Here is a 25,738-nt window from a genome sequence, read left to right on the forward strand (position 1 = left end):
CCTTTGCCAAGTAAATAAAGAGGAAGCCGCGCACCTTAGCCGAGAGGCCAGGCAGGCGGAAGCACCGTGTTCACTATAGCCGTTGAAAAAGTTCCGCTTCCCGGACGAAAAAGAGATGTTATATTGTAACCATTCATATCAAACCTTCTCTGCTTTGCCAAGGAACCCCCGATGTCCCTCTCCCCTCTCTGGCGCCTGACGCCGCTGGCCGCCGCCCTGCTGATCGGCACCCAGGCCCACGCCCTGGAACTGCAACCCCAAATCATCACCGGCAACCCGCTGGGCAGCCAACAACTGGCCTCGCCCACCACGGTGCTGGAAGGCGATGACCTGACCCTGCAACAAAAAGGCAGCCTTGGCGAAACCCTGAACAAGCAGCCGGGGGTGTCGTCGTCGTACTTCGGCCCTGGCGCCAGCCGCCCGATCATCCGTGGCCAGGATGGCGACCGCATCCGCATCCTGCGCAACGGCGTCGGCGCGCTGGATGCCTCGTCGTTGTCTTATGACCATGCGGTGCCGCTGGACCCGGTCAATGTCGAGCGCATTGAGATCGTCCGTGGCCCGGCGGCCCTGCTCTACGGCGGCAGCGCCATCGGCGGCGTGGTCAATACCTTCGACAACCGCATCCCCACCGAAGCCATCGAAGGCATCCATGGCGCGGGCGAGTTGCGCTACGGCGGCGCCGACACCACCCGCAGCAGCGCCGGTAAGCTGGAAGCCGGCAACGGCCGCTTCGCCCTGCACCTGGATGCCAGCGCACGGCAATTCAACGACCTGAAAATCCCCGGTTACGCCCGCAGCCGCCATGCCCCGCAAAGTGAAAACGGCCCCGGCAAAAACGGCCGCCTGGGCAACAGCGATGGGCGTCAGGACAGCGGTGCGGTGGGCGGTTCCTACACTTGGGACAACGGTTACGCCGGGCTGTCCTACAGCAACTCCGACAGCAACTACGGCTCGCCCGCCGAACAGGATGTGCGCATCCGTATGCAACAAGAGCATTACGCCTTTGCGTCCGAAATCCGCAACCTGCAAGGGCCGTTTACCTCGGTCAAACTCGACGCTGGCTACACCGATTACGAACACCGGGAAATCGAAGGCAGCGAAACCGGTACCACCTTTAAGAACAAGGGCTATGAGGCGCGCATCGAAGCACGGCACCAGCCGATGGGGCCTTTCGACGGCATCGTCGGTGCCCAGGTCAGCCGTAGCGAATTTTCCGCCCTGGGCGAGGAAGCCTTCGTACCGCAGACCGAGACCAATGCCGGCGCGCTGTTTATCCTCGAAGAAATGCAGGCCACCGAGCGCCTGAAACTGAGCCTGGGTGGGCGCCTGGAACACACCACTGTCGACCCGGACGGCAAGGGCAACGAGCGCTTTGCCAATGCCAACACCTCCAGCAGCTTCACCGCTGGCAGCCTGTCATCGGGCGCGGTGTATACCCTCACGCCCATCTGGTCGCTGGCCGCGACCCTGGGCTACACCGAGCGCGCGCCGACCTTCTACGAGCTGTACGCCAACGGCGCCCACGTCGCCACCGGCACCTATGAAGTGGGCGACGCCAAGCTGTCCAAGGAAAAAGCCGTGGCCAGCGACCTGGCCCTGCGCTTTGACAATGGCACGCACAAGGGCAGTTTTGGCGTGTTCTACAGCCACTTCTCCAACTACATCGGCCTGCTGAACAGCGGTCGCACCTTGAATGACGAAGGCGAAGAAGACGCCGACGGCATCCCGGAATACACCTACTCCGGCGTACGCGCACGTTTCGTTGGCTTCGAAGCCCAGGATCACTGGAAACTTGGCGAAAGCGCCTACGGCAAATTTGCCCTGGAACTGTCGGGCGACTACACCCGCGCCACCAACCTGGAGACCGGCGAAGCCCTGCCCCGTATTGCGCCGCTGCGCCTGAACAGTGGCCTGCTGTGGGAACTGGATCGCTGGCAGGCGCGCATTGATATCGAGCATGCTGCTGGCCAGGGTCGGGTGCCGAACAACGAAAGCGGCACCGACGGCTACACCACATTGGGCGCCAGTGCCGGCTATCGCTTCAACCTGGGTGGCAGCCAGTGGCTGGCATTTGTTGACGGCGAGAACCTGACCAACCAGACCGTGCGCTACGCCAGCTCGATCCTGCGCGATATCGCACCGGCACCGGGGCGCAGCGTGCAGGTAGGCCTGCGCACGACCTTCTGACAGACAGGGATGTTCAACCTGTGGGAGCTATGTGTTGTCTAGCCAAACTCGTGCTGCAGACAAGCCCCCTTGTGGGAGCGGGCTTGCCCGCGATAGCGGTGGGTCAGCCAGCCTATCCGGTGCTGACCCAACGCTATCGCAGGCAAGCCAGCTCCCACATCAAGTTGTGTTGTCTAGCCAAACCCGTACTGCAAACGAGCCCCCCCTGTGGGAGCGGGCTTGCCCGCGATGGCGGTGGGTCAGCCAGCCTTTCCGGTGCTGACCCAACGCTATCGCAGGCAAGCCAGCTCCCACATTAAATTGTGTTGTCTAGCCAAACCCGTGCTGTAAACGAGATCCCCTGTGGGAGCGGGCAAGCCAGCTCCCTCACTGCTTTGCGGTCTCTGCGCCGACTGTTACCAAATCCGAAATAATCCATCTTGCGATTAGCCCTTTCTCTCCCCGTGCCGGCGCTTTATCCTTGTCGGCAACAACCTGAAACGTTTCATCTGCCACCCAAAACCCTGATGCGCGCCCGCCCCGCCGGTCGCCGTTTGCGTACTAAAACCAAAAACTATTAAGACCTGCCCTTGCCTATGCCTGCTTTCCCAACACTGCGCCTGTGCGCTGCGCTGCTGCCTTTGTGCCTGATCACCTGTGCCCAGGCCGCCCCTGCCTTTGACCGCGAGTCACCGTGGATGCTGGGTGATTTCGGCGGTTCCAGGACAGCGCTGTCTCAACAAGGCTACGACTTCAAGATCGACTACACCGGCGAGATGGGCAGCAACCTGCATGGCGGCTCGGACCACGACCGCACCGCCCGCTACAGCGACCAATGGGCCTTCGGCAGCCACCTGGACCTGCAGAAGATCCTCGGCTGGCACGATGCCGAGTTCCAACTGACGATCACCGAGCGCAGTGGCAATAACATCAGCAATGACCGCATCAATGACCCACGGGTCGGCGGTTTTACCTCGTCCCAGGAAGTCTGGGGCCGTGGCCAGACCTGGCGCCTGACGCAGATGTGGTACCAGCAGAAATTCTTCGACCAAAAACTGGATATCAAAGCTGGGCGTTTTGGCGAAGGCGAAGACTTCAACAGCTTCCCCTGTGACTTCCAGAACCTGGCGTTCTGCGGCTCCCAGGTGGGCAACTGGGTCGGTGGCATCTGGTACAACTGGCCCGTGAGCCAATGGGCGCTGCGGGTCAAATACCACCTGACGCCCGAGTTGTACGCGCAGGTCGGCGCCTATGAACAGAACCCGTCCAACCTCGATCGCGGCAATGGCTTCAAGCTCAGTGGCAGCGGCACCCAGGGCGCCCTGCTGCCGGTGGAGCTGGTGTGGACGCCAACGTTCCATGGCCTGCCGGGCGAATACCGCGCCGGTTACTACTACAGCAGCGCCAAGGCCAGCGATGTCTACAAGGACCGCTACGACCAGCCCGCCGCCGTCAGTGGCGAGGCCTATCGCAGTGCCTCCAGCAAGCACGGTGTGTGGCTGGGCGTGCAGCAGCAGGTCACCCGCCTCGCCAGCGACAACAGCCGTGGCTTGAGCGTGTTCGCCAACGCGACGATGCACGATAAGAAGACCAACGCTGTGGATAACTATGTGCAGGCCGGGGTGGTCTACAAAGGCCCGTTCGATGCCCGCGCCCAGGACGATATCGGCTTTGCCGTGGCCCGCGTGCACGTCAACCCGGCCTATCGCAAGAACGCCCAGGCCAGCAACCAGGCCCGTGCGGTCTACGACTTCGACGACGCCGCCTACCTGCCGGTGCAAGACACCGAATACAGCGCCGAGCTCTATTACGGCGTGCATGTCAGCAACTGGCTGACGGTGCGCCCGAACCTGCAATACATCCGGCATCCGGGGGCCGTTGCCCAGGTGGATGACGCGCTGGTCGGCGGGATCAAGCTGCAAGCGTCCTTCTGAATCGCAATAAACGCAATGAGACCTGAACCAAGCCCGCGCACAAACGTCATCTACAGTGAACAAGCGCGGGACTACTTTAAACGTCACGGAGAATCACACTATGAGCACTGATGGTGCTTCAAGCCCAAGCCGCCTGCTGCCCAGGCTGCTGGGGATCTTGCTGCTGATCATGGGCCTGGCCTTGTTGGCCGGGGGCATCAAGCTGAGCATGCTCGGCGGGTCGCTGTACTACCTGCTGGCCGGTATCGGCATCACTCTGACCGGCGTCCTGCTGCTGGCTACGCGCCGCGCGGCGCTGGGCCTGTACGCTGTGGTGCTGTTCGCCAGTACAGTGTGGGCTCTGTGGGAAGTCGGCCTGGACTGGTGGCAACTGGTGCCGCGCCTGGCCCTGTTGTTCGGCCTGGGCATCGTCATGCTGCTGCCGTGGTTCCGCCGTCCCCTGCTGCGCGGCCAACCCGCCCCGCTGGGCACCGGCGCGCTGAGCGTAGCCGTGGTGCTGGCCGGCGCAACCGCCGTGGCCAGCCAGTTCACCAACCCCGGTGAAATCAAGGGCCAACTGGACCGCGACGCGGTACCGGGCATGACCAACGCCGCGCCGGCCCAGGCCGATGGCGACTGGAATTCCTATGGCCGTTCGGGTTTCGGTGATCGTTACTCGCCGCTGGCGCAGATCACCCCGGAAAACGCCCACAAGCTGGTACCGGCCTGGACTTATCGCACCGGCGACCTGCCTGGCCCGGGCGACCCCGGTGAAACCACCGCGGAAAACACCCCGCTGAAAGTCAACGGCATGCTCTACGTGTGCACACCGCACAGCCAGGTGATTGCCCTTGATCCGGACACCGGCAAGGAAATCTGGCGTTTCGACCCTAAGCTCTCGACGCAGAAAGCCGAGAACTTCAAGGGTTGGGCGCATATGACCTGCCGTGGCGTGTCGTATCACGATGACGCGGCCTACGCCGCCACCGAGCAAAGCCCGGCCACCGGCGCCGCCATGCCAGCCGCCAATGCCTGCCCGCGCCGCATTTTCCTGCCGACCGCCGACACCCGTCTGATCGCACTAAACGCCGACACCGGCAAAATGTGTGAAGACTTCGGCGACAAAGGCCAGGTCGACCTGGGCGCCAACATCGGCACCTTCGCCCCCGGTGGTTACTACTCCACCTCGCCGCCCGCCATCACCAAGAACCTGGTGGTCATTGGCGGTCACGTCACCGATAACGTCTCCACCGACGAACCAAGCGGCGTAATCCGCGCGTTCGACGTGCACACCGGCAAGCTGGTGTGGAACTGGGACAGCGGCAACCCGGACGACACCACGCCGATTGCCGAAGGCAAGACCTACACCCGCAACTCGCCCAACATGTGGTCGATGTTCGCCGTCGATGAAAAACTCGGCATGCTCTACCTGCCGATGGGCAACCAGACCCCGGACCAGTTCGGTGGCTACCGCACCCCGGCTTCCGAGCTGCACGCTGCCGGCCTGACCGCCCTGGATATCGACACCGGTAAAGTGCGCTGGCACTACCAGTTCACCCACCATGACCTGTGGGACATGGACGTGGGCGGCCAGCCAAGCCTGATCGACATCAAGACAGCGGCCGGCGTGAAGCAAGCCGTGATGGCCTCGACCAAGCAAGGCAGCATCTACGTGCTGGACCGTGCAACGGGCGAGCCGGTGGTGCCGATCAACGAAATCCCGGTACCGCAAGGCGCAGTGGCAGGCGATCACACCTCGCCGACCCAGCCCAAGTCCGACCTCAACTTCATGCCACCGCCCCTCAAGGAACGTGACATGTGGGGCGTGACCCCGTTCGACCAAATGCTATGCCGGATCGACTTCAAATCCCTGCGCTACGATGGCCCGTTCACCCCGCCATCGCTGCAAGGTTCGATCGTTTACCCCGGCAACTTCGGCGTGTTCGACTGGGGCGGCATCTCGGTTGATCCGGTGCGCCAGATTGCCTTCGTCAACCCAAGCTACATGGCGTTCAAGTCGACCATGATCCCGGCAGAAAAAATCGCCGCCATGGGCCCGCGTGTCAGCGAGACCGAAGGTGTGCAGCCGAACAAAGGCACGCCTTATGGCGTGGTCCTGGAAGCCATGCTCTCGCCAATGGGCCTGCCATGCCAGGCACCGGCCTGGGGTTATGTGGCCGCCGTGGACTTGACCAACAACAAGACCATCTGGATGCACAAGAACGGCACCGTGCGTGACAGCTCGCCAGTGCCCATCCCCCTGAGCATGGGTGTGCCAAGCCTGGGCGGGACCTTCACCACCGCCGGTGGCGTGTCCTTCCTCAGCGGTACCCTCGACCAGTACCTGCGTGCCTATGACGTGAAAAACGGCAAGCAACTGTGGGAAGGCCGCCTGCCTGCAGGCGCGCAAACCACCCCGATGACCTACACCGGCAAGGACGGCAAGCAGTACGTGCTGGTCGTGGCGGGCGGTCATGGTTCCCTGGGGACCAAGCAGGGTGACTATGTGATGGCGTTCAAGCTGGCGGATTAAGCGACAGCTGCAACAAAAAAACCCCGGAATTCCGGGGTTTTTTATTTGAAATACAACTCAAATGTGGGAGCTGGCTTGCCTGCGATAGCGGTGGATCCGTTGGCATATGTTGCACTGACCCACCGCTATCGCAGGCAAGCCAGCTCCCACACAAGCCCTCTCCCATATTTTGACCGCGCAGGCCCCGTCACACCGTACTGCGATCCCGGCGCATCCACATCTCAAAGGCCATGGCATTCAACGGCCGGCTGATCAGGTAGCCCTGGGCGGTGTCGCAATTCCATTGTTTGAGCAGCCTCAGGCTGGGTTCGAACTCCACCCCTTCGGCCACCACCTTGAGCCCCAGGTTGTGGCTCATCTCGATGGTCGAACGCACGATCACCGCGTCACCGCTGGTGCTGTCGAGGTTGCGCACAAAGGACTGGTCGATCTTCAGCTCCTGCACCGGCAGGCGCTGCAACTGGGCCAGGGACGAGTAGCCCGTGCCGAAGTCGTCCACCGACAGGCTGATGCCACAGCCGCGCAGTTGCTCGAGGATGCGCAAGGCCTGTTCCGGGTTGTGCATGATCGCGCTTTCGGTGATCTCGAAAATCAACTGCCCGGCCAGCACCCCATGCAGTTCCAGCAGTTCGGTCACCCGCGGCGCCAGCCCTTCGTCGCCGAGGTCGTCCACCGAAATGTTCAGCGACAGCTGCACCTCCAGCCCGCGCACGCTCCACTCTGCCAACTGACGGATCGCCTCTTCGATCACCCAATGGGTCAGGCTGGCCATGCTGCCGGAGCGTTCGGCCAGGGGGATGAATTCGACGGGGGACACCAGGCCCAGGGTCGGGTGCTGCCAGCGCAACAGTGCCTCGGCCTGGCGCACGTAGCCGTGGCGCAGGTCGAGCTTGGGTTGATAGCACAGGAACAATTCGTCTTCGATGGCGGCGCGGCGCAGGTCGCGGATCAGGCTGATCTGGCGTTGATGGGCAAGGTCACGGTCTTGTTGATAGATCTGCAGATAGCCGGGCAGCGCGGCCGCATCGTGGCGCGCAATGGCCGCGCGGCTGATCAGTTCTTCGACCTGCTGGCCATCTTCGGGGTAGGCGGCAATGCCCATGCTCACTTCGTGGCGCAGTTCATCGACACCCACCCGCTGCGGCTCGGTCAACAGGCTGTACAGGCGGTCGGCGCGGGCCACGGCGCTGTCGAGCTTGGTGTTTTCCAACAGCACCAGAAATTCGCTGCCGGTAATGCGCGCCGCCGAATCCCCGGCCGCCAGGCTCGACAGCAGGCAGCGGCTGGCTTCGCGCAACATTTCCTCGACCCCTTGGGGGCCAAAGCCTTCGTTGATCACCCGGTAGTTTTCAATCCCCAGGTACAGCAGCACCACCGGCCGCCGCGCACTGATCGCACTGCCCAGGCGCTCCATGGCCAGGGCGCGGTTGGGCAGGCCGGTCAGCGCATCGTGCAGGGCATTGTGCGCCAGTTGCCGCTCGCGCACGGCGATGCCACTTTGCATGGCATTGAAGGCACGGGCCAGCAGGCCGAATTCATCCTTGCCGCGCACCGCCACTGGCGTGCGGTAATCCCCGCCACCAATGCGCTCGGCTGCCTGCACCAGGGCATCGAGCGGGCGCGACACGCGGCGCGCCATCAACAGCGCGCCCACCAGCGAGACCAGCAGGGCCGCGAGGGCGATGCCGAGAAATTGCCGGTCCAGCGGTGCAAAGGATTGCAGGGCCTGGTCCAGCGGGCTTTGCAGCAAGGCCATGACTTGCCCGCCATCGCCGGTGTTGGCCAGGGGCAGCACCTGGCTGAGAAAACGCTGGCCGTGAAACTCGCTTATTTGTGCCAGCGCCCTGGGGTGCGAAGCCTGTAGCGCCTCGATAATGGCCGGGCGATCTGTCACGGGCTGGGTGCTGAACAAGGCGCCCGGCTGGCCCTTGTCCACGCTCATGAACGACACCTCCAGATTGCTCAGGGAGCGCAACTCGGCGGCAAACACCTCATCCATGGAAAAGCCCATGACCACCCGCGCAATGGGCAGCGGGTCCAGCACATCTTCCTGGACCAGCAAAAACGGCCGGCCGGCCAGGGAGACAACGAGCATATGCAGGGAATTGCGCCGAGCCTGACGCAGCGCCTCGGCGTAGGGAAAGACTTGCTGCGCCGGCACGCCAGCCAGGGTGCTGACGATGACCTGCCCATCCAGCCCCAGCACAAACACCTCGCTGGAACGGATGCCGCTGCCCTGCCGGTGCAGGGCCGCAAGGATCGCCGCCGGCTGGCCCTCAGCGACGGCACGGCGCAACTGTTCGTCCACCGTCAGCCAGTCGAGGCCGTATTGCAGGCGTCGCCCGCGCAGGTCCAGCAGGCGCTCGAACACTCGGCTGCCGGTCTCCAGTTGCACCAGGGCCTGATTTTCCACGGCCCGGGTAGTGGCCACTTTCACGGCAAAATACACCGCGCCCACCACGACCAGCAGCAGCAACGCCAACACCCCGGCCAGCCGCGCCTGGAAGGCGTGGCGCCATTTCATCCGCTTGCCTCCTGGCAGCGTGCCCACGCCCCAGCTCAAGCGCCCTTTTGTCATACGCATCCCTCGCGACTGGCGGCCCGGTGTCAAATAAATGCCCGTTCATACCGGGCATTTGGAAAACCCAGATTAGCCTTCGCCGAGCAGAAGTAAACCTAATAAATACGGGAGGTTTGCTGACATTATTTTGACGACAGATCACCGTCTAAACGGCGCACGCAGGCATAAAATCGCCCCTGATTTGCTGAAGGGTTCTGGGTGTCGCACAAACAGCCAGTGCCACAGGGGTCTTCGAAAATGTCATGCAATTTGTTGCTAACCACGCCGGGCCATTGAAACCACCGCTCACCTGCCCCATCTAACCTCCATACTTCACTGTGCAGGTGCCCCATGAGCGACCAGCAAGAATTCCCCGATATCGACCTCAACGACTACGCCGACCCCGAAAACGCTGAAACTCCATCGTCCAACACCGGCCTGGCCCTGCCTGGGCAAAATCTGCCGGACAAGGTCTATATCATCCCGATCCACAACCGGCCGTTCTTCCCGGCGCAAGTGTTGCCGGTGATCGTCAATGAAGAACCCTGGGCCGAGACCCTGGAGCTGGTGAGCAAATCCGACCACCACTCCCTGGCGCTGTTCTTCATGGACACGCCGCCCGAAGACCCGCGGCATTTCGATACCTCTGCCCTGCCGTTGTACGGCACCCTGGTCAAGGTGCATCACGCCAGCCGCGAAAACGGCAAGCTGCAGTTCGTTGCCCAGGGCCTGACCCGCGTGCGCATCAAGACCTGGCTCAAGCACCACCGCCCACCGTATCTGGTGGAGGTCGAATACCCGCACCAGCCCAGCGAGCCGACCGATGAGGTCAAGGCCTACGGCATGGCCCTGATCAATGCGATCAAGGAACTGCTGCCGCTCAACCCGCTGTACAGCGAAGAGCTGAAGAACTACCTCAACCGCTTCAGCCCCAACGACCCGTCGCCCCTGACCGACTTCGCCGCCGCGCTGACCTCGGCCACCGGTAACGAGTTGCAGGAAGTGCTGGACTGCGTGCCAATGCTCAAGCGCATGGAAAAAGTGTTGCCGATGCTGCGCAAAGAGGTGGAAGTCGCGCGCCTGCAAAAGGAAATCTCCGCCGAGGTGAACCGCAAGATCGGCGAGCACCAGCGCGAGTTTTTCCTCAAGGAACAACTCAAGGTGATCCAGCAGGAGCTGGGGCTGACCAAGGACGATCGCAGCGCCGACGTCGAACAGTTCGAGCAGCGCCTGGAAGGCAAGGTGCTGCCGGCCCAGGCGCAGAAACGCATTGATGAAGAGCTGAACAAGCTGTCGATCCTCGAAACCGGCTCGCCGGAATACGCGGTCACGCGTAACTACCTGGATTGGGCGACCTCGGTGCCGTGGGGCGTGTATGGCGAGGACAAACTCGACCTCAAACACGCACGCAAAGTCCTGGATAAACACCATGCGGGGCTGGACGACATCAAGAGTCGCATCCTCGAGTTCCTCGCGGTCGGCGCCTATAAAGGCGAAGTCGCCGGTTCCATCGTGCTGTTGGTAGGCCCGCCGGGTGTGGGCAAGACCAGCGTCGGCAAATCCATCGCCGAGTCTCTGGGACGGCCGTTCTACCGTTTCAGCGTCGGCGGCATGCGCGACGAGGCCGAAATCAAGGGCCATCGCCGCACCTACATCGGCGCCCTGCCGGGCAAGCTGGTGCAGGCGCTCAAGGATGTGGAGGTGATGAACCCGGTGATCATGCTCGACGAGATCGACAAGATGGGCCAGAGCTACCAGGGCGACCCGGCGTCGGCCCTGCTGGAGACCCTCGACCCGGAACAGAACGTCGAATTCCTCGATCACTACCTGGACCTGCGCCTGGACCTGTCCAAAGTGCTGTTCGTGTGCACCGCCAACACCCTGGACTCGATACCCGGCCCGTTGCTGGACCGTATGGAAGTGATTCGCCTGTCGGGCTATATCACCGAAGAAAAAGTCGCCATTGCCAAGCGTCACCTGTGGCCAAAGCAGTTGGAAAAAGCCGGCGTGGCCAAGAACAGCCTGAGCATCACCGATGGCGCCCTGCGTGCGCTGATCGACGGCTATGCCCGTGAAGCCGGGGTGCGCCAGTTGGAGAAGCAACTGGGCAAACTGGTGCGCAAGGCGGTGGTCAAGCTGCTGGATGAGCCGGACTCGGTGATCAAGATCGGCAACAAGGACCTGGAAAGCTCCCTGGGCATGCCGGTGTTCCGCAACGAGCAGGTACTGTCGGGCACGGGTGTCATCACCGGCCTGGCCTGGACCAGCATGGGCGGCGCGACCTTGCCGATCGAGGCGACGCGTATCCACACGCTCAATCGTGGGTTCAAGCTCACCGGGCAGTTGGGTGAAGTGATGAAGGAATCCGCCGAAATCGCCTATAGCTACATCAGCTCCAACCTGAAGTCGTTTGGCGGTGATCCGAAGTTCTTCGACGAAGCCTTCGTGCACCTGCACGTGCCGGAAGGCGCCACGCCCAAGGACGGCCCGAGTGCCGGGGTGACCATGGCCAGTGCGCTGCTCTCGCTGGCGCGCAACCAGCCGCCGAAAAAAGGCGTGGCCATGACCGGCGAACTGACCCTGACCGGGCACGTACTGCCGATTGGTGGCGTGCGCGAGAAGGTGATTGCGGCGCGGCGCCAGAAGATCCATGAACTGATCCTGCCGGAGCCCAACCGGGGCAGCTTTGAAGAATTGCCGGAGTACCTCAAGGAAGGCATGACGGTGCACTTTGCCAAGCGCTTTGCGGATGTGGCGAAGGTGTTGTTCTGATAGATCTGTAGCGTCGGCACTGGCCTCATCACGGGCAAGCCCGCTCCCACACTTGAATGTGTTCACATATCAAAATGTGGGAGCGGGCTTGCCCGCGATGGCTTCAGCCGCCTCAACACAAAACCCTGCTGTAACACCTTGTCTCATCTTCGGTTATGCTCGCCCTTCGTCGCCAATAAACGGAGCCTTCATGACCGCTGCCCGCCTGCTTCTTCCGCTAAGCCTCGCCCTGCTCGCGGCTTGCGCCAGTGCACCGAAGCAAAACGTCACCGTCGAAAAACAGAGCGCCTGCCCGCTCAAGCTCAAGGCCGGGCAAAACCTGACCCTGACCTTGCCGAGCAACCCCACCACCGGTTATCGCTGGGCGATCCAGGATTCGGCCGGCGGCGTGCTGCGCAGCCTCGGCCCCGAGGTCTACAGCAACCCCGAGGACGCCGGCGTAGTGGGTGCCGCCGGGCAATCCACCTGGCGCTTCCAGGCCTTTACCGCAGGCACTGGCCGCCTGCGCCTGACCTCCCAACAACCCTGGGCCCCGGAAGTGAATCCGGTGGACACCTTTGACTGCGCCATTACGGTGAACTGATATGCCATGGATGATTCTTGCGTTGATGGGTGCGGGTACCTTTATCTACGGTCTGAGCACGCATGCCACCTTGCTGTGCCTGTTGGTCAAGCCGCTACCGGTACTGGCGCTGTTGGGTTGGCTGCATGATGCGCCGCCCAGTGACTATCGACGCTGGATCAGCCTGGGGTTGATTTTCTCCGTGGTGGGCGATGTGTTGCTGGCCTGGCCTGGCGACCTGTTTATCTTCGGCCTGGGCGCGTTTTTGTTCGCGCACCTGGCGTATCTCAAAGCCTACTTCAGCGACTGCCGGCGCCCGGCCCTGTTGCCGCTGGCCTTGGCCCTGGGGGTTGGGGCGATCCTGTTGAGCATCCTGATATCCCACGGCCTGGGCGACTTGCTGATTCCGGTGGTGGTGTATGCGCTGGTGATCAGCGCCATGCTCTGGCGTGCACTGGCGCGCCTGGGCAGCGACGTGCCCAAGCGCTCGGCGCAGCTGGCGGCCGTCGGCGCGGCGTTGTTTGTGTTTTCCGACACGCTGATCGGCATCAACCGCTTTGTGGTGACCTTCGATGCCGCACCGTACCTGTTGATCATCACCTACTGGTTGGGACAGTGGGGCATCACCGCCTCGGCCTTTTCCCAGCCGCGCCGCACGCCCCTGACCTGACTCCCCCTGTGGCGAGCGGGCTTGCCCGCGTTGGGGCGCGCAGCGGCCCCCTAGATGGGACCTGCTGCGCAATCCAGCGCGGGCAAGCCCGCTCGCCACAACAAGCCCGCTCGCCACAGATCAGAGAAGGCGCGCATCGCTCGGCCAAGTTGGCTAAAATGCCGGCCTTTTCCACTTCGTCGCCGGAACAGCCGTGAGCAAAGAACCCGATCGCCTATTCGCCCAGCCCTTGCCCCAGGTGCCGGACTTCGCCTTTAACGAGGACGTGGTGCGGGTGTTCCCGGACATGATCAAGCGCTCGGTGCCCGGTTACCCGACGATTGTCGAGAACCTCGGCGTGCTGGCGGCGCAGTTTGCCCAGCCGGGCAGCGTGCTGTACGACCTGGGTTCGTCCCTGGGCGCGGTGACCCAGGCCCTGCGTCGCCACGTGCGCACCGACGGTTGCCGGGTGATCGCTGTGGATAACTCGGCGGCGATGGTCGAGCGCTGCCGCGAATACCTCAACGGCCAGGACTCGATGTTCCAGGAGCTGCTGCCGGTGGAGGTGATCGAAGGCGATATCCTCGCCCTAGAGTTCCAGCCGGCGTCGGTGGTGGCGCTGAATTTCACCCTGCAATTTATCGCCCCCGAGGAGCGCCTGGCCTTGCTCGGGCGGATTCGCCAATCGCTGCTGCCCGGTGGCGCGCTGATTCTCTCGGAAAAACTGCGCTTCAATGATCCCGAAGAACATGCATTGCTCACCGATCTGCACGTAGCGTTCAAACGCGCCAACGGCTACAGCGAACTGGAAATCGCCCAGAAGCGCAGCGCCATCGAAAACGTCATGAAGCCCGACAGCCTCGAAGAACACCGCGAACGCCTGCTGGCGGCCGGGTTCTCGAAAGTCGTGCCGTGGTTCCAGTGTCTTAACTTTGCCTCGTTGATTGCCTTGCCATGATTGATCTGTCCCCCCTCGCCCGCCATCTGGTCGGCACTCCCCTGGCCGTGTGGGCCCAGGGCCTGCAAGCACAACTCGATGCAAAAATGGAAAAGGGCCATGGCGACCTGGCGCGCTGGCAAAGTGCGCTGGATGCGCTGCCCAAGATCCTGCCAAGCGAAGTCGACCTGCTGAACGGCCTGACCCTCGACACCGATTGCGATGACACAACCCGTGAGCAGATGCATGCCGCGCTGATGGGCCTGAGCCCGTGGCGCAAAGGCCCGTTCAACCTGTTCGGGGTGCACGTGGACACCGAATGGCGCTCGGACTGGAAATGGTCGCGGGTCGCGCCGCACCTGAACCTTGCGGGCAAGCGCATCCTCGATGTGGGCTGTGGCAACGGCTACTACATGTGGCGCATGCTCGGCGCCGGCGCCGACAGTGTGATTGGCGTGGACCCCAACTGGTTGTTCTTTTGCCAGTTCCAGGCGGTGCAGCGCTACCTGTCGGCGCCCAACGCCTGGCACCTGCCCTTCCCGTTCGAAGACCTGCCGCCAAACATGGAAGGTTTTGACACGGTGTTCTCCATGGGCGTGTTCTACCACCGCCGCTCGCCAATCGAGCATTTGCTGGCGCTCAAGGATTGCCTGGTCAAGGCCGGCGAGCTGGTGCTGGAAACGTTGGTGATCGAGGGCGATCAACAACAGGTACTGGTGCCGGAAGACCGTTACGCACAGATGCGTAATGTGTGGTTCCTGCCTTCGGTGCCGGCGCTGATGCTATGGCTGCGGCGTGCCGGCTTCACTGAGGTACGCTGCGTGGATGTGAGCGTGACCACGGTCGAGGAACAACGCGGGACAGAGTGGATGAAGTATCAGTCCCTGAGTGACTTCCTCGACCCTGAGGATCACAGCAAGACGATTGAAGGGCTGCCGGCGCCGATGCGCGCGGTGATTATCGCCAAGAAGTAACCCCCAATCGCCCTGAGAAAATGCAGATCAAAAATGTGGGAGCTGGCTTGCCTGCTCCCACATTGATCCGGTTCTCACATTGAGGTCAGGGTTTAGCCCGGCGCGCCTTGAAGAACTCACTCAACACCGCTCCGCACTCCTCGGCCAACACCCCGCCTTCATACATCACTCGATGATTGAGAAAGCCCTGGGTAAAGAACTGCCCCTGGCTTTGCACAATCCCCGCCTTGGGCTCCAACGCGCCGTACACCACCCGCGCGATGCGCGAGTGGACGATCAGCCCGGCGCACATGCTGCACGGTTCCAGGGTCACATACAGGGTGCTGCCCGGCAGGCGGTAGTTGCTGACGGCCTGGGCCGCCGCGCGGATGGCGACCATCTCGGCGTGGGCGCTGGGGTCGCTGCCGCTGATCGGGCAATTGAAGCCGCGCCCGATGATTTCGCCGTCCTGCACCAGCACCGCACCCACCGGCACTTCGCCGAGGGCCGCGCCCTGGGCGGCGAGGGCCAGGGCTTCGCGCATAAAGTCCTGGTCGCGGCTGCGGTCGATAATCGCCGTCGGGCGTATCTGGCGCATCACGCCACCTCGATGGCGGCCATCAGGCCGGTTTCCATATGGTCGATCACATGGCAGTGGAACATCCACACCCCAGGGTTATCCGCCACCAACGCCACGCGAGCGCGTTCGTTCTTGCCCAGCAGGTAGGTGTCGGTGAAGTACGGCGTGACTTTGTGGCGGTTCGAGGCGATGACCTTGAAACTCATGCCATGCAGGTGGATCGGGTGCTGGTACTGGGTCATGTTCTTCAGTTCGAAAATATAGCTCTTGCCCAACTCGAGCTTGGCAATCGGGCGGTCGGCGCAGGTCTTGTCGGTGATATCCCAGGCCTGGCCGTTGATCTGCCACAGGCTCGGCGGTCTGTTTTCGACATCGACCGAGACCGAGCCGACCCATTCGAAATTGAAGTTGAGTTTCTCGGCATTCGCCAGGTCGGGCTCGGCAATCGGGTTGGCCGGCAACGCTGGTGGCCACTCGCCGGGCGCGTCGGTGTTGGCCACCGAGCGGAAGGTGCCCAGGCGCACCGGGCCATTGCGGATCGACAGCTCTTCGCCGGCCGGCGGGGCTTTGATTGCCAGGCAGATGCGCATGCCCGGGCCCAGCCAGTATTCCTTGCCCAGGGGCCGTGGCTCGATGGGGTTGCCGTCCAGCGCGTAGATCTGCGCCTCGACGTTAGGGATATTCAGGCGATAGGTCAGGGTGTTGTCGAGGTTGAGCAGGCGCACCCGGGTGATTTGCCCGGCAGGCAGGTCGATGACCGCCTGCGGCACACCGTTGATGGTCGACAGGCGCCCGGCCGTACCGCCACGGGCTGCTTCGCGGGGGATGCTGAACTCGACAAACTCACCCTGCTCGTCGATATGCCAGTTTTTCAAGCTCAGGGTGCGTTCGTGCTGGAAGCCGGTGGGCTCGCGCTCCTCGACAATCAACGGACCGACCAGGCCACGACCCAGTTCTTCGCTGCTGCTGACATGGGGGTGATACCAGTAGCTGCCGGCATCCGGCACGCGGAACTGGTAGTCGAAATACTCACCGGGCAATACCGGCAGTTGCGAGACGTAGGGCACGCCGTCCATTTCCAGGGGCAGGCGGATGCCGTGCCAGTGGATGGTGGTGGCAACCGGCAGATGGTTGATAAAGCGCACCCGCAGCCATTCGCCCTGGCGTACGCGCAACTCGGTGCCCGGCGCCGAAGGGCCAAAGGCCCAAGCCTCGGTCTTGTGTCCCGGCACCAGTTCCACGTCCAACGGTGCGGCGATCAACTCGTAATCGCGCCCGGCGCTGGCGTCCGCGACTTTCCCCAGCCAGTAGCGATAGGCGCCACCGGCACCGACACCCACGACTGCCAGGCCGACGAGGCCACCAAGGATTTGTCGACGGGAAAAGGATCGGGACACAACAACCTCACAAATCTGCGCAGGCCCAAGGCCCGCAAAGGGCAAATACGATACACCCCTACCGGCTAAACAGTAAGGCTTCGCATTGCCGCATGTGGGAAAGGCCTTATGTGGGAGCAAGCTTGTGTGGGAGCGGGTTTGCCCGCGATAGCGCTGTGTCAGTCAATAGAGGTATCGACTGAAACGCCCTTATCGCGGGCAAGCCCGCTCCCACACAAGCCCAGCGTTGATTAGGGCTTGGCGGCAGCCAGGATCAGCGCTTTCATTTCGGCAACCGCTCCTTTGAAACCGACGAACAGCGCGTGCGCCACCAGCGCGTGGCCGATGTTCAGTTCGTTGATGCCCTTGATCGCCGCCACGGCTTCGACGTTGTGGTAGTGCAGGCCATGGCCGGCGTTGACGATCAGGCCCTCGCGCAGGCCACAGGCCACGCCGTCGATGATGCGCTGCAGTTCTTCGGCCACTTCGGTGGGGGTGGTGGCATCGGCGTAGCGGCCGGTGTGCAACTCGATGGCCGGGGCGCCCACGCGGCGCGAGGCTTCGATCTGCCGTTCGTCGGCGTCGATAAACAGCGAGACTTCACTGCCGATCTGCGACAGACGCTCGACTGCCGCCTTGATCCGCGCTTCCTGGCCGGCGACATCCAGGCCGCCTTCGGTGGTGAGTTCCTGGCGGGTTTCCGGGACCAGGCAGATATGCGCCGGACGGATGCGCTCGGCGAAGGCCATCATTTCTTCGGTGATGCCCATTTCGAAGTTCATGCGCGTTTGCAGCACGTCCTTGAGCACCAGTACGTCGCGCTCCTGGATGTGCCGGCGGTCTTCGCGCAGGTGCACGGTGATCCCGTCGGCGCCGGCTTCTTCGGCATCCAGCGCGGCCTTGACCGGATCAGGGTAGCGAGTGCCCCGGGCCTGGCGCAGGGTGGCGACGTGGTCGATGTTGACGCCAAGAAGAATGCGATTGCTGGTGGTCACGGAAGCGCTCCTGAAAAGGGAAAGAATCGGCGCACAGCATACACGGGGATGTCAGGGCTTTCGAAACAACTCGCGACTGACCAGCGGCCGACCGCCCAGATGCACGGCCAGGGCCTGGCGCATCAGGCGCTTGGCCGCAGACAAGGCACCGGGGGCGCTCCAGTCGGCGTCGGCCATGGCCAGCAACTCGGTGCCCTGGAACAGGCCGGGTTGCAGCAGGTAGACGCGCTCCAGGCCGGCATCCACCTGCAGGCGGTACATGCCGTCGCTGGCGATGGGCTCGCCGTGCAGGTCGTTGCTCAGTTCAAAACCGTAGCCCAGGTCGTCGAGCAGACGCCACTCGAAAGCACGCAACAGCGGCTCCAGGGGGCGGCCTTCGGCCAGGGCCAGCAGGGTCGCAGCGTAGTGATCGAACACTGCGGGGTGCGGGTCTTCGGCGGGCAGCAGGCGGATCAGCAGTTCATTGAGGTAGAGGCCGCTGAACAGCGCCTCGCCATTGAGCCAGGCCGAGGTGCCGATGCTTTCCAGGCGGCCGACGTTTTTCAGCTCGCCCCTGCCGCGAAACTCCACATCCAGGGCCACGAATGGCCGCGCCAGCGTGCCCGCCTTGCCCCGCGCACTGCGCAACACCGCGCGCAGCCGGCCCTGGGGCGTGAGGAAGTCCACCAGGGCGCTGGTCTCGCGGTAGGCGCGGCTGTGCAGGACGTAGGCGGGTTGGCTGGGGGGTGGGGTTGGGGACATGGGGTTCTCGCTGCGGGAACACGGTCTGGAAAACAACGACTATCCAATGTGGGAGCGGGCTTGCTCGCGAATGCGGTGGGTCAGCCAAAGCATCTGGTGACTGATCCATTGCATTCGCGAGCAAGCCCGCTCCCACATTTTGTCCTGCGGTGTTACTAAAGGCTGATTACAGGTCGCCGTAGCCCAGGGAGCGCAGTGCACGCTCATCATCGGACCAGCCACCCTTAACCTTCACCCACAGGTTAAGCATGATCTTGGAATCGAACAGCAATTCCATGTCCTTGCGCGCCTCGGTGCCGATGCGCTTGATGCGCTCGCCCTTGTCGCCAATGATGATTTTCTTCTGGCCGTCACGTTCGACGAGGATCAGCGCATGGATATGCAGGGTCTTGCCCTGCTGCTTGAACTCTTCGATTTCCACGGTGATCTGGTACGGCAGCTCGGCGCCCATCTGGCGCATGATTTTCTCGCGTACCAGTTCAGCGGCGAGGAAGCGGCTGCTGCGGTCGGTAATCTGGTCTTCCGGGAAGAAGTGCTCGTTCTCCGGCAGGTAGCCGGCGATCACCCGCTCCAGGGCTTCGAGGTTGTGCCCGTGCTGGGCCGAGATCGGCATGATCTGGGCGTTCGGCAGTTGTTCCTGCAACCAGCTCAGGTGCGGCATCAGCTCGGCTTTGTCTTCGATGCGGTCGGTCTTGTTCAGCGCGACGATCAAAGGGCCGGTGACGTACTGCACACGCTCGAGGACCATCTGGTCTTCATCGGTCCACTTGGTGCGGTCAACCACGAAGATCACCACGTCGACGTCTTTCAACGCCGCCGAAGCGGTCTTGTTCATGTAGCGGTTCAGGGCTTTCTCGCCACCTTTGTGCATGCCCGGGGTATCGACATAGACCGCTTGCACGTTGCCTTCGGTCTTGATGCCTAGCATGTTGTGGCGGGTGGTCTGCGGCTTGCGCGAGGTGATCGCCAGCTTCTGCCCGAGGATGTGGTTGAGCAGCGTGGACTTGCCCACGTTGGGACGGCCGACGATGGCAACATAGCCACAGCGTGTTGCGGTTGAATCAGTCATGGCCATTCTCCACGCCCAGGGCAATCAGTGCTGCAGCGGCCGCTACCTGTTCGGCAATACGACGGCTCACACCCTGACCTCGGCTTTTTTCGTTCAATAAGGTGACTTCGCATTCGACGAAGAACACACGGCAATGCGGCTCACCCTGGATATCCACCACTTCGTAGCGTGGCAGTTCGCAGCCGCGCGACTGCAAAAATTCCTGCAGGCGGGTCTTGGGATCCTTGTTGGTATCCACCAGGGTCAGGCTGTCGATTTCCGACGCCAGCCAGGCCATGACCCGCTCCTTGGCCACTTCCATCCCGGCATCGAGATAGATCGCGCCGATCAGGGCTTCCAGGGCATCGGCCAGGATCGACTCGCGACGGAAACCGCCGCTTTTCAACTCGCCGGACCCCAGGCGCAGGTACTCGCCCAGGTCAAAACCACGGGCCAATACGGCCAGGGTCTCGCCTTTCACCAGGCGCGCGCGCAGGCGCGACAGCTGGCCTTCACGGGCCAGGGGGAAGCGGTTGAACAAGGCTTCGCCAGCGGCGAAGTTGAGAATGGCATCACCGAGGAATTCCAGGCGTTCATTGTTGCGCCCGGCAAAACTGCGATGTGTGAGGGCAAGGACCATCAATTCCTGGTCCTTGAAGGTGTAGCCGAGCTGACGCTCAAGACGACTCAAAGAAACGCTCACGGTTTACCTACTTTCAGTACGTGGCGGCAAAGGCCATCGACGATTAACGCTGTGTTCAAATTCAAATCCTGGCAATGCTGCGTATCGCTCGAGGCCGGACCAATGTCCAAGCCCCAGAAAAGCATTCGGCGCTGTGTTCACAGCGCCGCATGGATTACTTGATCAGCCCCACCCGCGAGAAGTTCGGCAGGTGGCTGAGTTTGGGTTCGGGCCAGCTCATCCAGACCGCGAAGGCCTTGCCGACGATATTCTGGTCCGGAACCATGCCCAGCAGCTCCTTGGGAATGCTTGGATCATCCCAGTAGCGGCTGTCGTTGGAGTTGTCGCGGTTGTCGCCCATCATGAAGTAGTGCCCGGCAGGCACGGTCCACTGGTTGTCGGGCGGCGAACGGTAGCGGCTCATTTCCTTGCGGATCTGGTGCTCTACCGCCCCGAGTTTTTCCTCGTACAGCTCGGCGCTGCCCAGGGTATTCGGCTCGGCACCGATGAGTTTCTCAGCCACCGACTCGCCATTGACGAACAGGCGTTTGTCGCTGGTGTAGCGAATCACGTCACCCGGCAGGCCGACCACACGCTTGATGTAGTTGACGTTCGGGTCGCTTGGGTAGCGGAACACCATCACATCGCCGCGCTGCGGATCACCCACCTCGATGATTTTCTTGTCGATCACCGGCAAGCGGATCCCGTAGGAAAACTTGTTCACCAGGATAAAGTCGCCCACATCCAGGGTTGGCTTCATCGAACCCGAAGGAATCTGGAACGGCTCTACCAGAAACGAGCGCAGCACCAGCACGATGAACAACACCGGGAAGAACGACTTGCCGTATTCAACCAGCAGGGGCTCTTTGTTCAGCTTCTCGATCACCACGCCATCGGGCTGGCTGACGCTGCCCTGATAGGACGCGATGGCCGCCCGGCGACGCGGGGCGAAGAACAGCAGATCGAGCAGCGCCAGGAAGCCACAGACGGCAACGGCGATGACCAGCAACAGCGGGAAATTTAGTGACATAGGACCTAACTATCCAACCTGAGCACCGCAAGGAAGGCTTCTTGTGGAATTTCCACGTTACCCACTTGCTTCATGCGTTTTTTACCGGCCTTTTGCTTCTCAAGCAGCTTGCGCTTACGGCTGACGTCGCCGCCATAGCATTTGGCCAGTACGTTCTTTCTGAGAGCCTTGACGGAAGTCCGCGCAATGATCTGCCCGCCAATGGCGGCCTGGATCGCAACGTCGAACATCTGGCGCGGAATCAGTTCCTTCATCTTCTCGGTCAACTGGCGACCTTTGTAGTGCGCATTATCCTTGTGCACGATCAGCGCCAGGGCATCGACCTTGTCGCCGTTGATCAGCACATCGAGCTTCACCAGATTGGCCGATTGATAACGGTCGAAATGGTAATCCAGCGAAGCATAGCCGCGACTGGTGGATTTGAGACGGTCAAAGAAGTCCAGGACCACTTCGTTCATCGGCAAATCGTAGGTCACTTGGACCTGGGTACCGAGGAACAGCATGTCGTGCTGCACGCCACGCTTTTCGATACACAGGGTAATGACGTTGCCCAGGGTGTTCCTGCGGCACAAGAATATTGGCGCGCACGATCGGTTCGCGCATGTCTTCGATCGACGACAGATCCGGCAGCTTGGACGGGTTGTCGACGTAAATCGTTTCACCGGTTTTCAGCGCCAGCTCAAAAATAACGGTTGGCGCGGTGGTGATCAGGTCCAGGTCGTACTCGCGCTCCAGGCGCTCCTGGATGATTTCCATGTGCAGCATGCCCAGGAACCCGCAGCGGAAGCCGAAGCCCAGGGGCGTCGGAGCTTTCCGGGGTGTACTGCAACGACGAGTCGTTGAGGGTCAGCTTTTGCAGGGCTTCGCGGAAATCCTCGAAGTCATCGGAGCTGACCGGGAACAGGCCGGCGTAGACCTGGGGCTGGATGCGCTTGAAGCCTGGCAGCACGTCGACATCAGGCGTCGAGCTCAAGGTCAGGGTGTCACCGACCGGCGCACCGTGGATGTCCTTGATACCGGCGATGATGAAGCCTACTTCACCGGCTTTCAGATCAGTGGTAGCGGTGTGCTTGGGGTTGAATACACCGACGCTGTCCACCAGGTGGATCTTGCCGGTGGACTTGACCAGAATCTTGTCGCCCTTCTTCACCCGGCCATGGCGCACGCGTACCAGGGACACAACGCCCAGGTAGTTGTCGAACCAGGAGTCGATGATCAACGCTTGCAGCGGATCTTCGTAGTTACCGGTTGGCGCAGGAATGGTCTTGACCAGGCGCTCGAGCACTTCGTCGACACCCAGGCCGGTCTTGGCGCTGCACTCGACGGCGTCGGTGGCGTCAATGCCGATGATTTTTTCGACTTCTTCCTTCACACGGTCCGGATCGGCCTGTGGCAGGTCGATCTTGTTCAGCACCGGCATGACTTCCAGGCCCTGCTCGATCGCGGTGTAGCAGTTGGCCACGGACTGGGCTTCAACGCCCTGCCCCGCGTCCACCACCAACAGCGCGCCTTCGCAGGCGGCCAGGGAACGGCTGACTTCGTAGGTGAAGTCGACGTGGCCCGGGGTGTCAATGAAGTTCAGCTGGTACTTGATACCGTCTTTGGCGGTGTAGTACAGGGTAACGCTGTGGGCCTTGATGGTGATCCCGCGCTCGCGTTCGAGGTCCATGGAGTCCAGGACCTGGGCTTCCATTTCACGCTCGGCAAGGCCGCCGCACATCTGGATGAATCGATCGGCCAGCGTCGACTTACCATGGTCAATGTGGGCGATGATGGAGAAATTGCGGATATGACTCAAATCACTCACGGATCAACACTCAAAAAGGCTGCAGGCAGATTGCCCGCTGAAAAATAGCCGGGAATTGTACCTGATGCTCAGGCCAGACGTCATCTTTGACGACCAATAACAAAAATGCCCCGTTCTTGCGAATGGGGCATTTTTTGTTCAACAACCGCGGATCAACCGGCCCGCCGCAGCAGCCAGAACCCGGCCAGGGCACAGATGCCGGTCGGCACCAGCACCGCAAACAGCGGCGAGAAGCCGAATACCAGGCTCGACGGCCCCAGCAGGTCCTGGGCAATGCGGAAGGTGAAACCGACCAATACCCCGGTAAATACCCGCTGGCCCAGGGTTACCGAGCGCAACGGGCCGAAAATAAACGAAATCGCCATCAGCACCAGGGCAGCGGTCACCACCGGCTGCAACACCTTGACCCAAAATGCCAGCCAGTAGCGGCCGTTGTTCAGGCCCTGGTCCTTGAGGTAGTGGATATAGCTCCACAAACCGGAGATCGGCAGGCTTTCCGGGATCATCACCACGGTATTGAGCAGTTCCGGCTTGAGGGCGATGTCCCAGGTCTGTGTCGGCTCGTTGATCACCTCGGTGCTGGCCTCGGTGCCTTTGCCGGGGTTGCGGAAATGGGTGGTGGTGACATCGCTCAGCACCCACTGGTTGTCATTGAACTGTGCCCGCTTGGCAAAGCTCGACGACAGCATGTGGCGCTCTTCATCAAAGCGATAGCGGGTCACCCCCACCAGCAGGCCACCGGGTTGCACGGCGTTGATGTGGATAAATTCATCGCCCTGGCGGTGCCACAGGCCCCGCTTGGAGCTCTGCGCATCGCCCGAGCCCTGGGCCAGCGCACGGTTGGCCTGGGCGGTGGTTTCCGCCGGTGGCGCCACGTATTCGCCGATCAGCACGCTGGCGGCCATCAGCAGCAGCATGGGTTTCATCACCGCCCAGACGATACGGGCAATGGACACCCCGGCGGCGCGCATGATGGTCAGCTCGCTGTTGCTGGCCAGGCTGCCCAGGCCGATCAGGCAGCCGATCAGTGCGGCCATCGGCATCATGTCGTAGAGCCGGCGCGGGGCGGTCAGCGCCACGTAGCTCAGTACGTCAGTGACCGTGTAGGTATCGGTGACGTTGCCCACTTCATCAATGAAGGCAAACAACGACGCCAGGCCGAGGATGATGCCCAATACCGCCAGGATGGCGACCAGTACGCTGCTACCGATGTAGCGATCCAACTTACCCACGAGCCATCTCCTTCATGCCGCGACGGCTCTGCATTTTCAAACGAATCGGTTCCCAATACAGCAGGCCCAGGCCAATCACCAGGAAGATGCCGTGGACCCACCACAGCCCCAGGGTCGGCGACAGCTTGCCCTTCTCCAGGGAACCACGGGCGGAAATCAGGATGGTCAGGTAGGCCATGTACAGCAGGATCGCCGGCAGCAGCTTGAGGAAGCGGCCCTGGCGCGGGTTGACCCGGGACAGCGGCACCGCCATCAAGGTGACGATAAACACCAGCAGAGGCAGGGAAATACGCCATTGCAGCTCGGCAATCGAGCGCAGTTCCTTGCTGCCGATCAGGGCTGAGGTCGGGATGGCATCGCGGTCGGTGACCTCGTTGCTCACATCCGGCCGGGCCAGCATGACCCCGTAGGTCTCGTACTTGATGGCGCGGTAGTCGGCCTGGCCGGGGCTGCCGTCGTAGCGATAGCCGTTTTCCAGGATCAGGTAGCGGCTGCCGTCCGGACGCACTTCCTGGCGCCCGCTATCGGCCACCAGTACGGAAATGCCTCGGTCCTTCTTGTCCTGGCCCAGGCGCTTCTCGGAGATGAACACACCGCCGAGGTTGGCCCGATCGTCGGTCATGCGCTCGGTGTAGGTTACGCGGGTGCCGTCGTTGAGCGCCTGGAAGCGCCCCGGTTCGAGGGTGTCGAACTCGGTCATCGCGTCCTGTTTGTTGAGCACCAGTTGAAATTGCATGGCGCCCTGGGGCGCCAGGCTCAGGCTCAGCCAGGCCACCACCAGCGCTACGCCGGTGGCCGGGACCATGGTCATGGCCAGCAGACGCTGCTGGCTCATGCCGGTGGCCGACAGCACGGTCATCTCGCTTTCGAGGTAGAGCCGGCCATAGGCCAGCAGGATCCCGAGAAACAGGCCCAGGGGCAGGATCAGCTGCAAGAAGCCAGGCAGGCGGAACCCCATGATCAGGAACAACGAGCCCGGATCCAGGGCACCCGAGGCGGCCTGGGCCAGGTATTTGACGAAACGACCACTCATGATGATGACCAGCAGTACCGCACTCACGGCACTCAGGGTCAGCAGAACTTCGCGGGACAGATAACGGAAGACGATCAAACCAGACACTCCAGGGTTGTCAGGCTAAGGCGGCCAAACAAGCAAGCATATCAAGTCGCCCCGTTGACACGGGCCGGCGAAAAAGATG

At 62.2% G+C, this 25,738-nt stretch carries 18 protein-coding genes and 1 pseudogene; 8 read left to right on the forward strand and 11 right to left on the reverse strand.

The annotated features are described in order from the left end of the window. The first annotated feature begins 171 nt into the window (after nucleotides 1-171). The 3 genes from PSH80_RS21380 to PSH80_RS21390 all read left to right on the forward strand — a co-directional run bounded on the left by PSH80_RS21380 (nucleotide 172) and on the right by PSH80_RS21390 (nucleotide 6,615). Entirely contained in the window at nucleotides 172-2,190 is a 2,019-nt protein-coding gene (locus PSH80_RS21380) for a TonB-dependent receptor (RefSeq protein WP_115128924.1), read from the forward strand. Between the two features lie 575 nt (nucleotides 2,191-2,765). Continuing rightward, nucleotides 2,766-4,103, forward strand: coding sequence for a carbohydrate porin (locus PSH80_RS21385; RefSeq protein WP_115128925.1), 1,338 nt, complete (start codon nucleotides 2,766-2,768; stop codon nucleotides 4,101-4,103). Nucleotides 4,104-4,203: 100 nt separating this feature from the next. Continuing rightward, complete coding sequence (locus tag PSH80_RS21390) at nucleotides 4,204-6,615, forward strand: glucose/quinate/shikimate family membrane-bound PQQ-dependent dehydrogenase (RefSeq protein WP_115128926.1); 2,412 nt, start codon at nucleotides 4,204-4,206, stop codon at nucleotides 6,613-6,615. A gap of 187 nt (nucleotides 6,616-6,802) precedes the next feature. Here PSH80_RS21390 and PSH80_RS21395 read toward each other — a convergent pair whose 3' ends face one another. Beyond that, a complete protein-coding gene (locus tag PSH80_RS21395; protein ID WP_169959720.1) occupies nucleotides 6,803-9,139 on the reverse strand; it encodes a bifunctional diguanylate cyclase/phosphodiesterase in 2,337 nt (778 codons plus the stop codon). 387 nt (nucleotides 9,140-9,526) lie between these two features. On the opposite strand from PSH80_RS21395, the gene lon reads away from it, so the two are divergent. The 5 genes from lon to cmoB all read left to right on the forward strand — a co-directional run bounded on the left by lon (nucleotide 9,527) and on the right by cmoB (nucleotide 15,069). Continuing rightward, the gene (gene lon / locus PSH80_RS21400; RefSeq protein ID WP_057438296.1) at nucleotides 9,527-11,947 is read left to right on the forward strand and encodes an endopeptidase La; all 2,421 of its coding nucleotides are present in this window, start codon (nucleotides 9,527-9,529) and stop codon (nucleotides 11,945-11,947) included. A gap of 190 nt (nucleotides 11,948-12,137) precedes the next feature. Next, on the forward strand, nucleotides 12,138-12,530 hold the full coding sequence (locus tag PSH80_RS21405) for a protease inhibitor I42 family protein (protein WP_057438294.1): 393 nt from the start codon (nucleotides 12,138-12,140) through the stop codon (nucleotides 12,528-12,530). Between the two features lies 1 nt (nucleotide 12,531). Further along, complete coding sequence (locus tag PSH80_RS21410) at nucleotides 12,532-13,179, forward strand: lysoplasmalogenase (RefSeq protein WP_057958557.1); 648 nt, start codon at nucleotides 12,532-12,534, stop codon at nucleotides 13,177-13,179. A 193-nt stretch (nucleotides 13,180-13,372) separates the two neighbouring features. Then, nucleotides 13,373-14,116, forward strand: a complete 744-nt coding sequence (gene cmoA, locus PSH80_RS21415; RefSeq protein WP_057438290.1) for a carboxy-S-adenosyl-L-methionine synthase CmoA — start codon at nucleotides 13,373-13,375, stop codon at nucleotides 14,114-14,116. Further along, nucleotides 14,113-15,069 (forward strand): tRNA 5-methoxyuridine(34)/uridine 5-oxyacetic acid(34) synthase CmoB, encoded by a 957-nt coding sequence (cmoB, locus tag PSH80_RS21420; RefSeq protein WP_305418231.1) that lies wholly within the window; start codon nucleotides 14,113-14,115, stop codon nucleotides 15,067-15,069. Before cmoA ends, cmoB begins: the two co-directional genes overlap by 4 nt. Nucleotides 15,070-15,154: 85 nt before the next feature. Here the strand turns inward: cmoB and tadA are convergent, their stop codons facing one another. From tadA to lptF, 10 genes and pseudogenes are all read right to left on the reverse strand, one after another. Beyond that, nucleotides 15,155-15,646 (reverse strand): tRNA adenosine(34) deaminase TadA, encoded by a 492-nt coding sequence (gene tadA / locus PSH80_RS21425; RefSeq protein ID WP_057958555.1) that lies wholly within the window; start codon nucleotides 15,644-15,646, stop codon nucleotides 15,155-15,157. Beyond that, on the reverse strand, nucleotides 15,646-17,025 hold the full coding sequence (locus PSH80_RS21430) for a multicopper oxidase family protein (RefSeq protein ID WP_057438284.1): 1,380 nt from the start codon (nucleotides 17,023-17,025) through the stop codon (nucleotides 15,646-15,648). Before PSH80_RS21430 ends, tadA begins: the two co-directional genes overlap by 1 nt. Before the next feature lie 230 nt (nucleotides 17,026-17,255). Further along, a complete protein-coding gene (pdxJ, locus tag PSH80_RS21435; protein WP_057438282.1) occupies nucleotides 17,256-17,999 on the reverse strand; it encodes a pyridoxine 5'-phosphate synthase in 744 nt (247 codons plus the stop codon). A gap of 51 nt (nucleotides 18,000-18,050) precedes the next feature. Continuing rightward, the gene (gene recO, locus PSH80_RS21440; RefSeq protein ID WP_170059397.1) at nucleotides 18,051-18,740 is read right to left on the reverse strand and encodes a DNA repair protein RecO; all 690 of its coding nucleotides are present in this window, start codon (nucleotides 18,738-18,740) and stop codon (nucleotides 18,051-18,053) included. Nucleotides 18,741-18,906: 166 nt separating this feature from the next. Further along, nucleotides 18,907-19,809: a GTPase Era gene (era, locus tag PSH80_RS21445; protein WP_029297473.1), complete on the reverse strand. Its 903-nt coding sequence runs from the start codon at nucleotides 19,807-19,809 to the stop codon at nucleotides 18,907-18,909. Beyond that, nucleotides 19,802-20,491, reverse strand: coding sequence for a ribonuclease III (gene rnc / locus PSH80_RS21450; protein WP_029297476.1), 690 nt, complete (start codon nucleotides 20,489-20,491; stop codon nucleotides 19,802-19,804). Before rnc ends, era begins: the two co-directional genes overlap by 8 nt. Before the next feature lie 154 nt (nucleotides 20,492-20,645). Next, a complete protein-coding gene (gene lepB, locus PSH80_RS21455; RefSeq protein ID WP_057438278.1) occupies nucleotides 20,646-21,500 on the reverse strand; it encodes a signal peptidase I in 855 nt (284 codons plus the stop codon). A 5-nt stretch (nucleotides 21,501-21,505) separates the two neighbouring features. After that, nucleotides 21,506-23,307, reverse strand: a pseudogene (gene lepA, locus PSH80_RS21460) (translation elongation factor 4). A gap of 152 nt (nucleotides 23,308-23,459) precedes the next feature. After that, a complete protein-coding gene (gene lptG, locus PSH80_RS21465) occupies nucleotides 23,460-24,539 on the reverse strand; it encodes an LPS export ABC transporter permease LptG (protein ID WP_115128928.1) in 1,080 nt (359 codons plus the stop codon). Beyond that, complete coding sequence (lptF, locus tag PSH80_RS21470) at nucleotides 24,532-25,650, reverse strand: LPS export ABC transporter permease LptF (RefSeq protein ID WP_057438274.1); 1,119 nt, start codon at nucleotides 25,648-25,650, stop codon at nucleotides 24,532-24,534. Before lptF ends, lptG begins: the two co-directional genes overlap by 8 nt. Nucleotides 25,651-25,738: the final 88 nt, after the last annotated feature.

The sequence above is a fragment of the Pseudomonas sp. FP818 genome, from assembly GCF_030687335.1.
In the GTDB taxonomy this organism is placed as follows: Bacteria; Pseudomonadota; Gammaproteobacteria; order Pseudomonadales; family Pseudomonadaceae; genus Aquipseudomonas; species Aquipseudomonas shahriarae.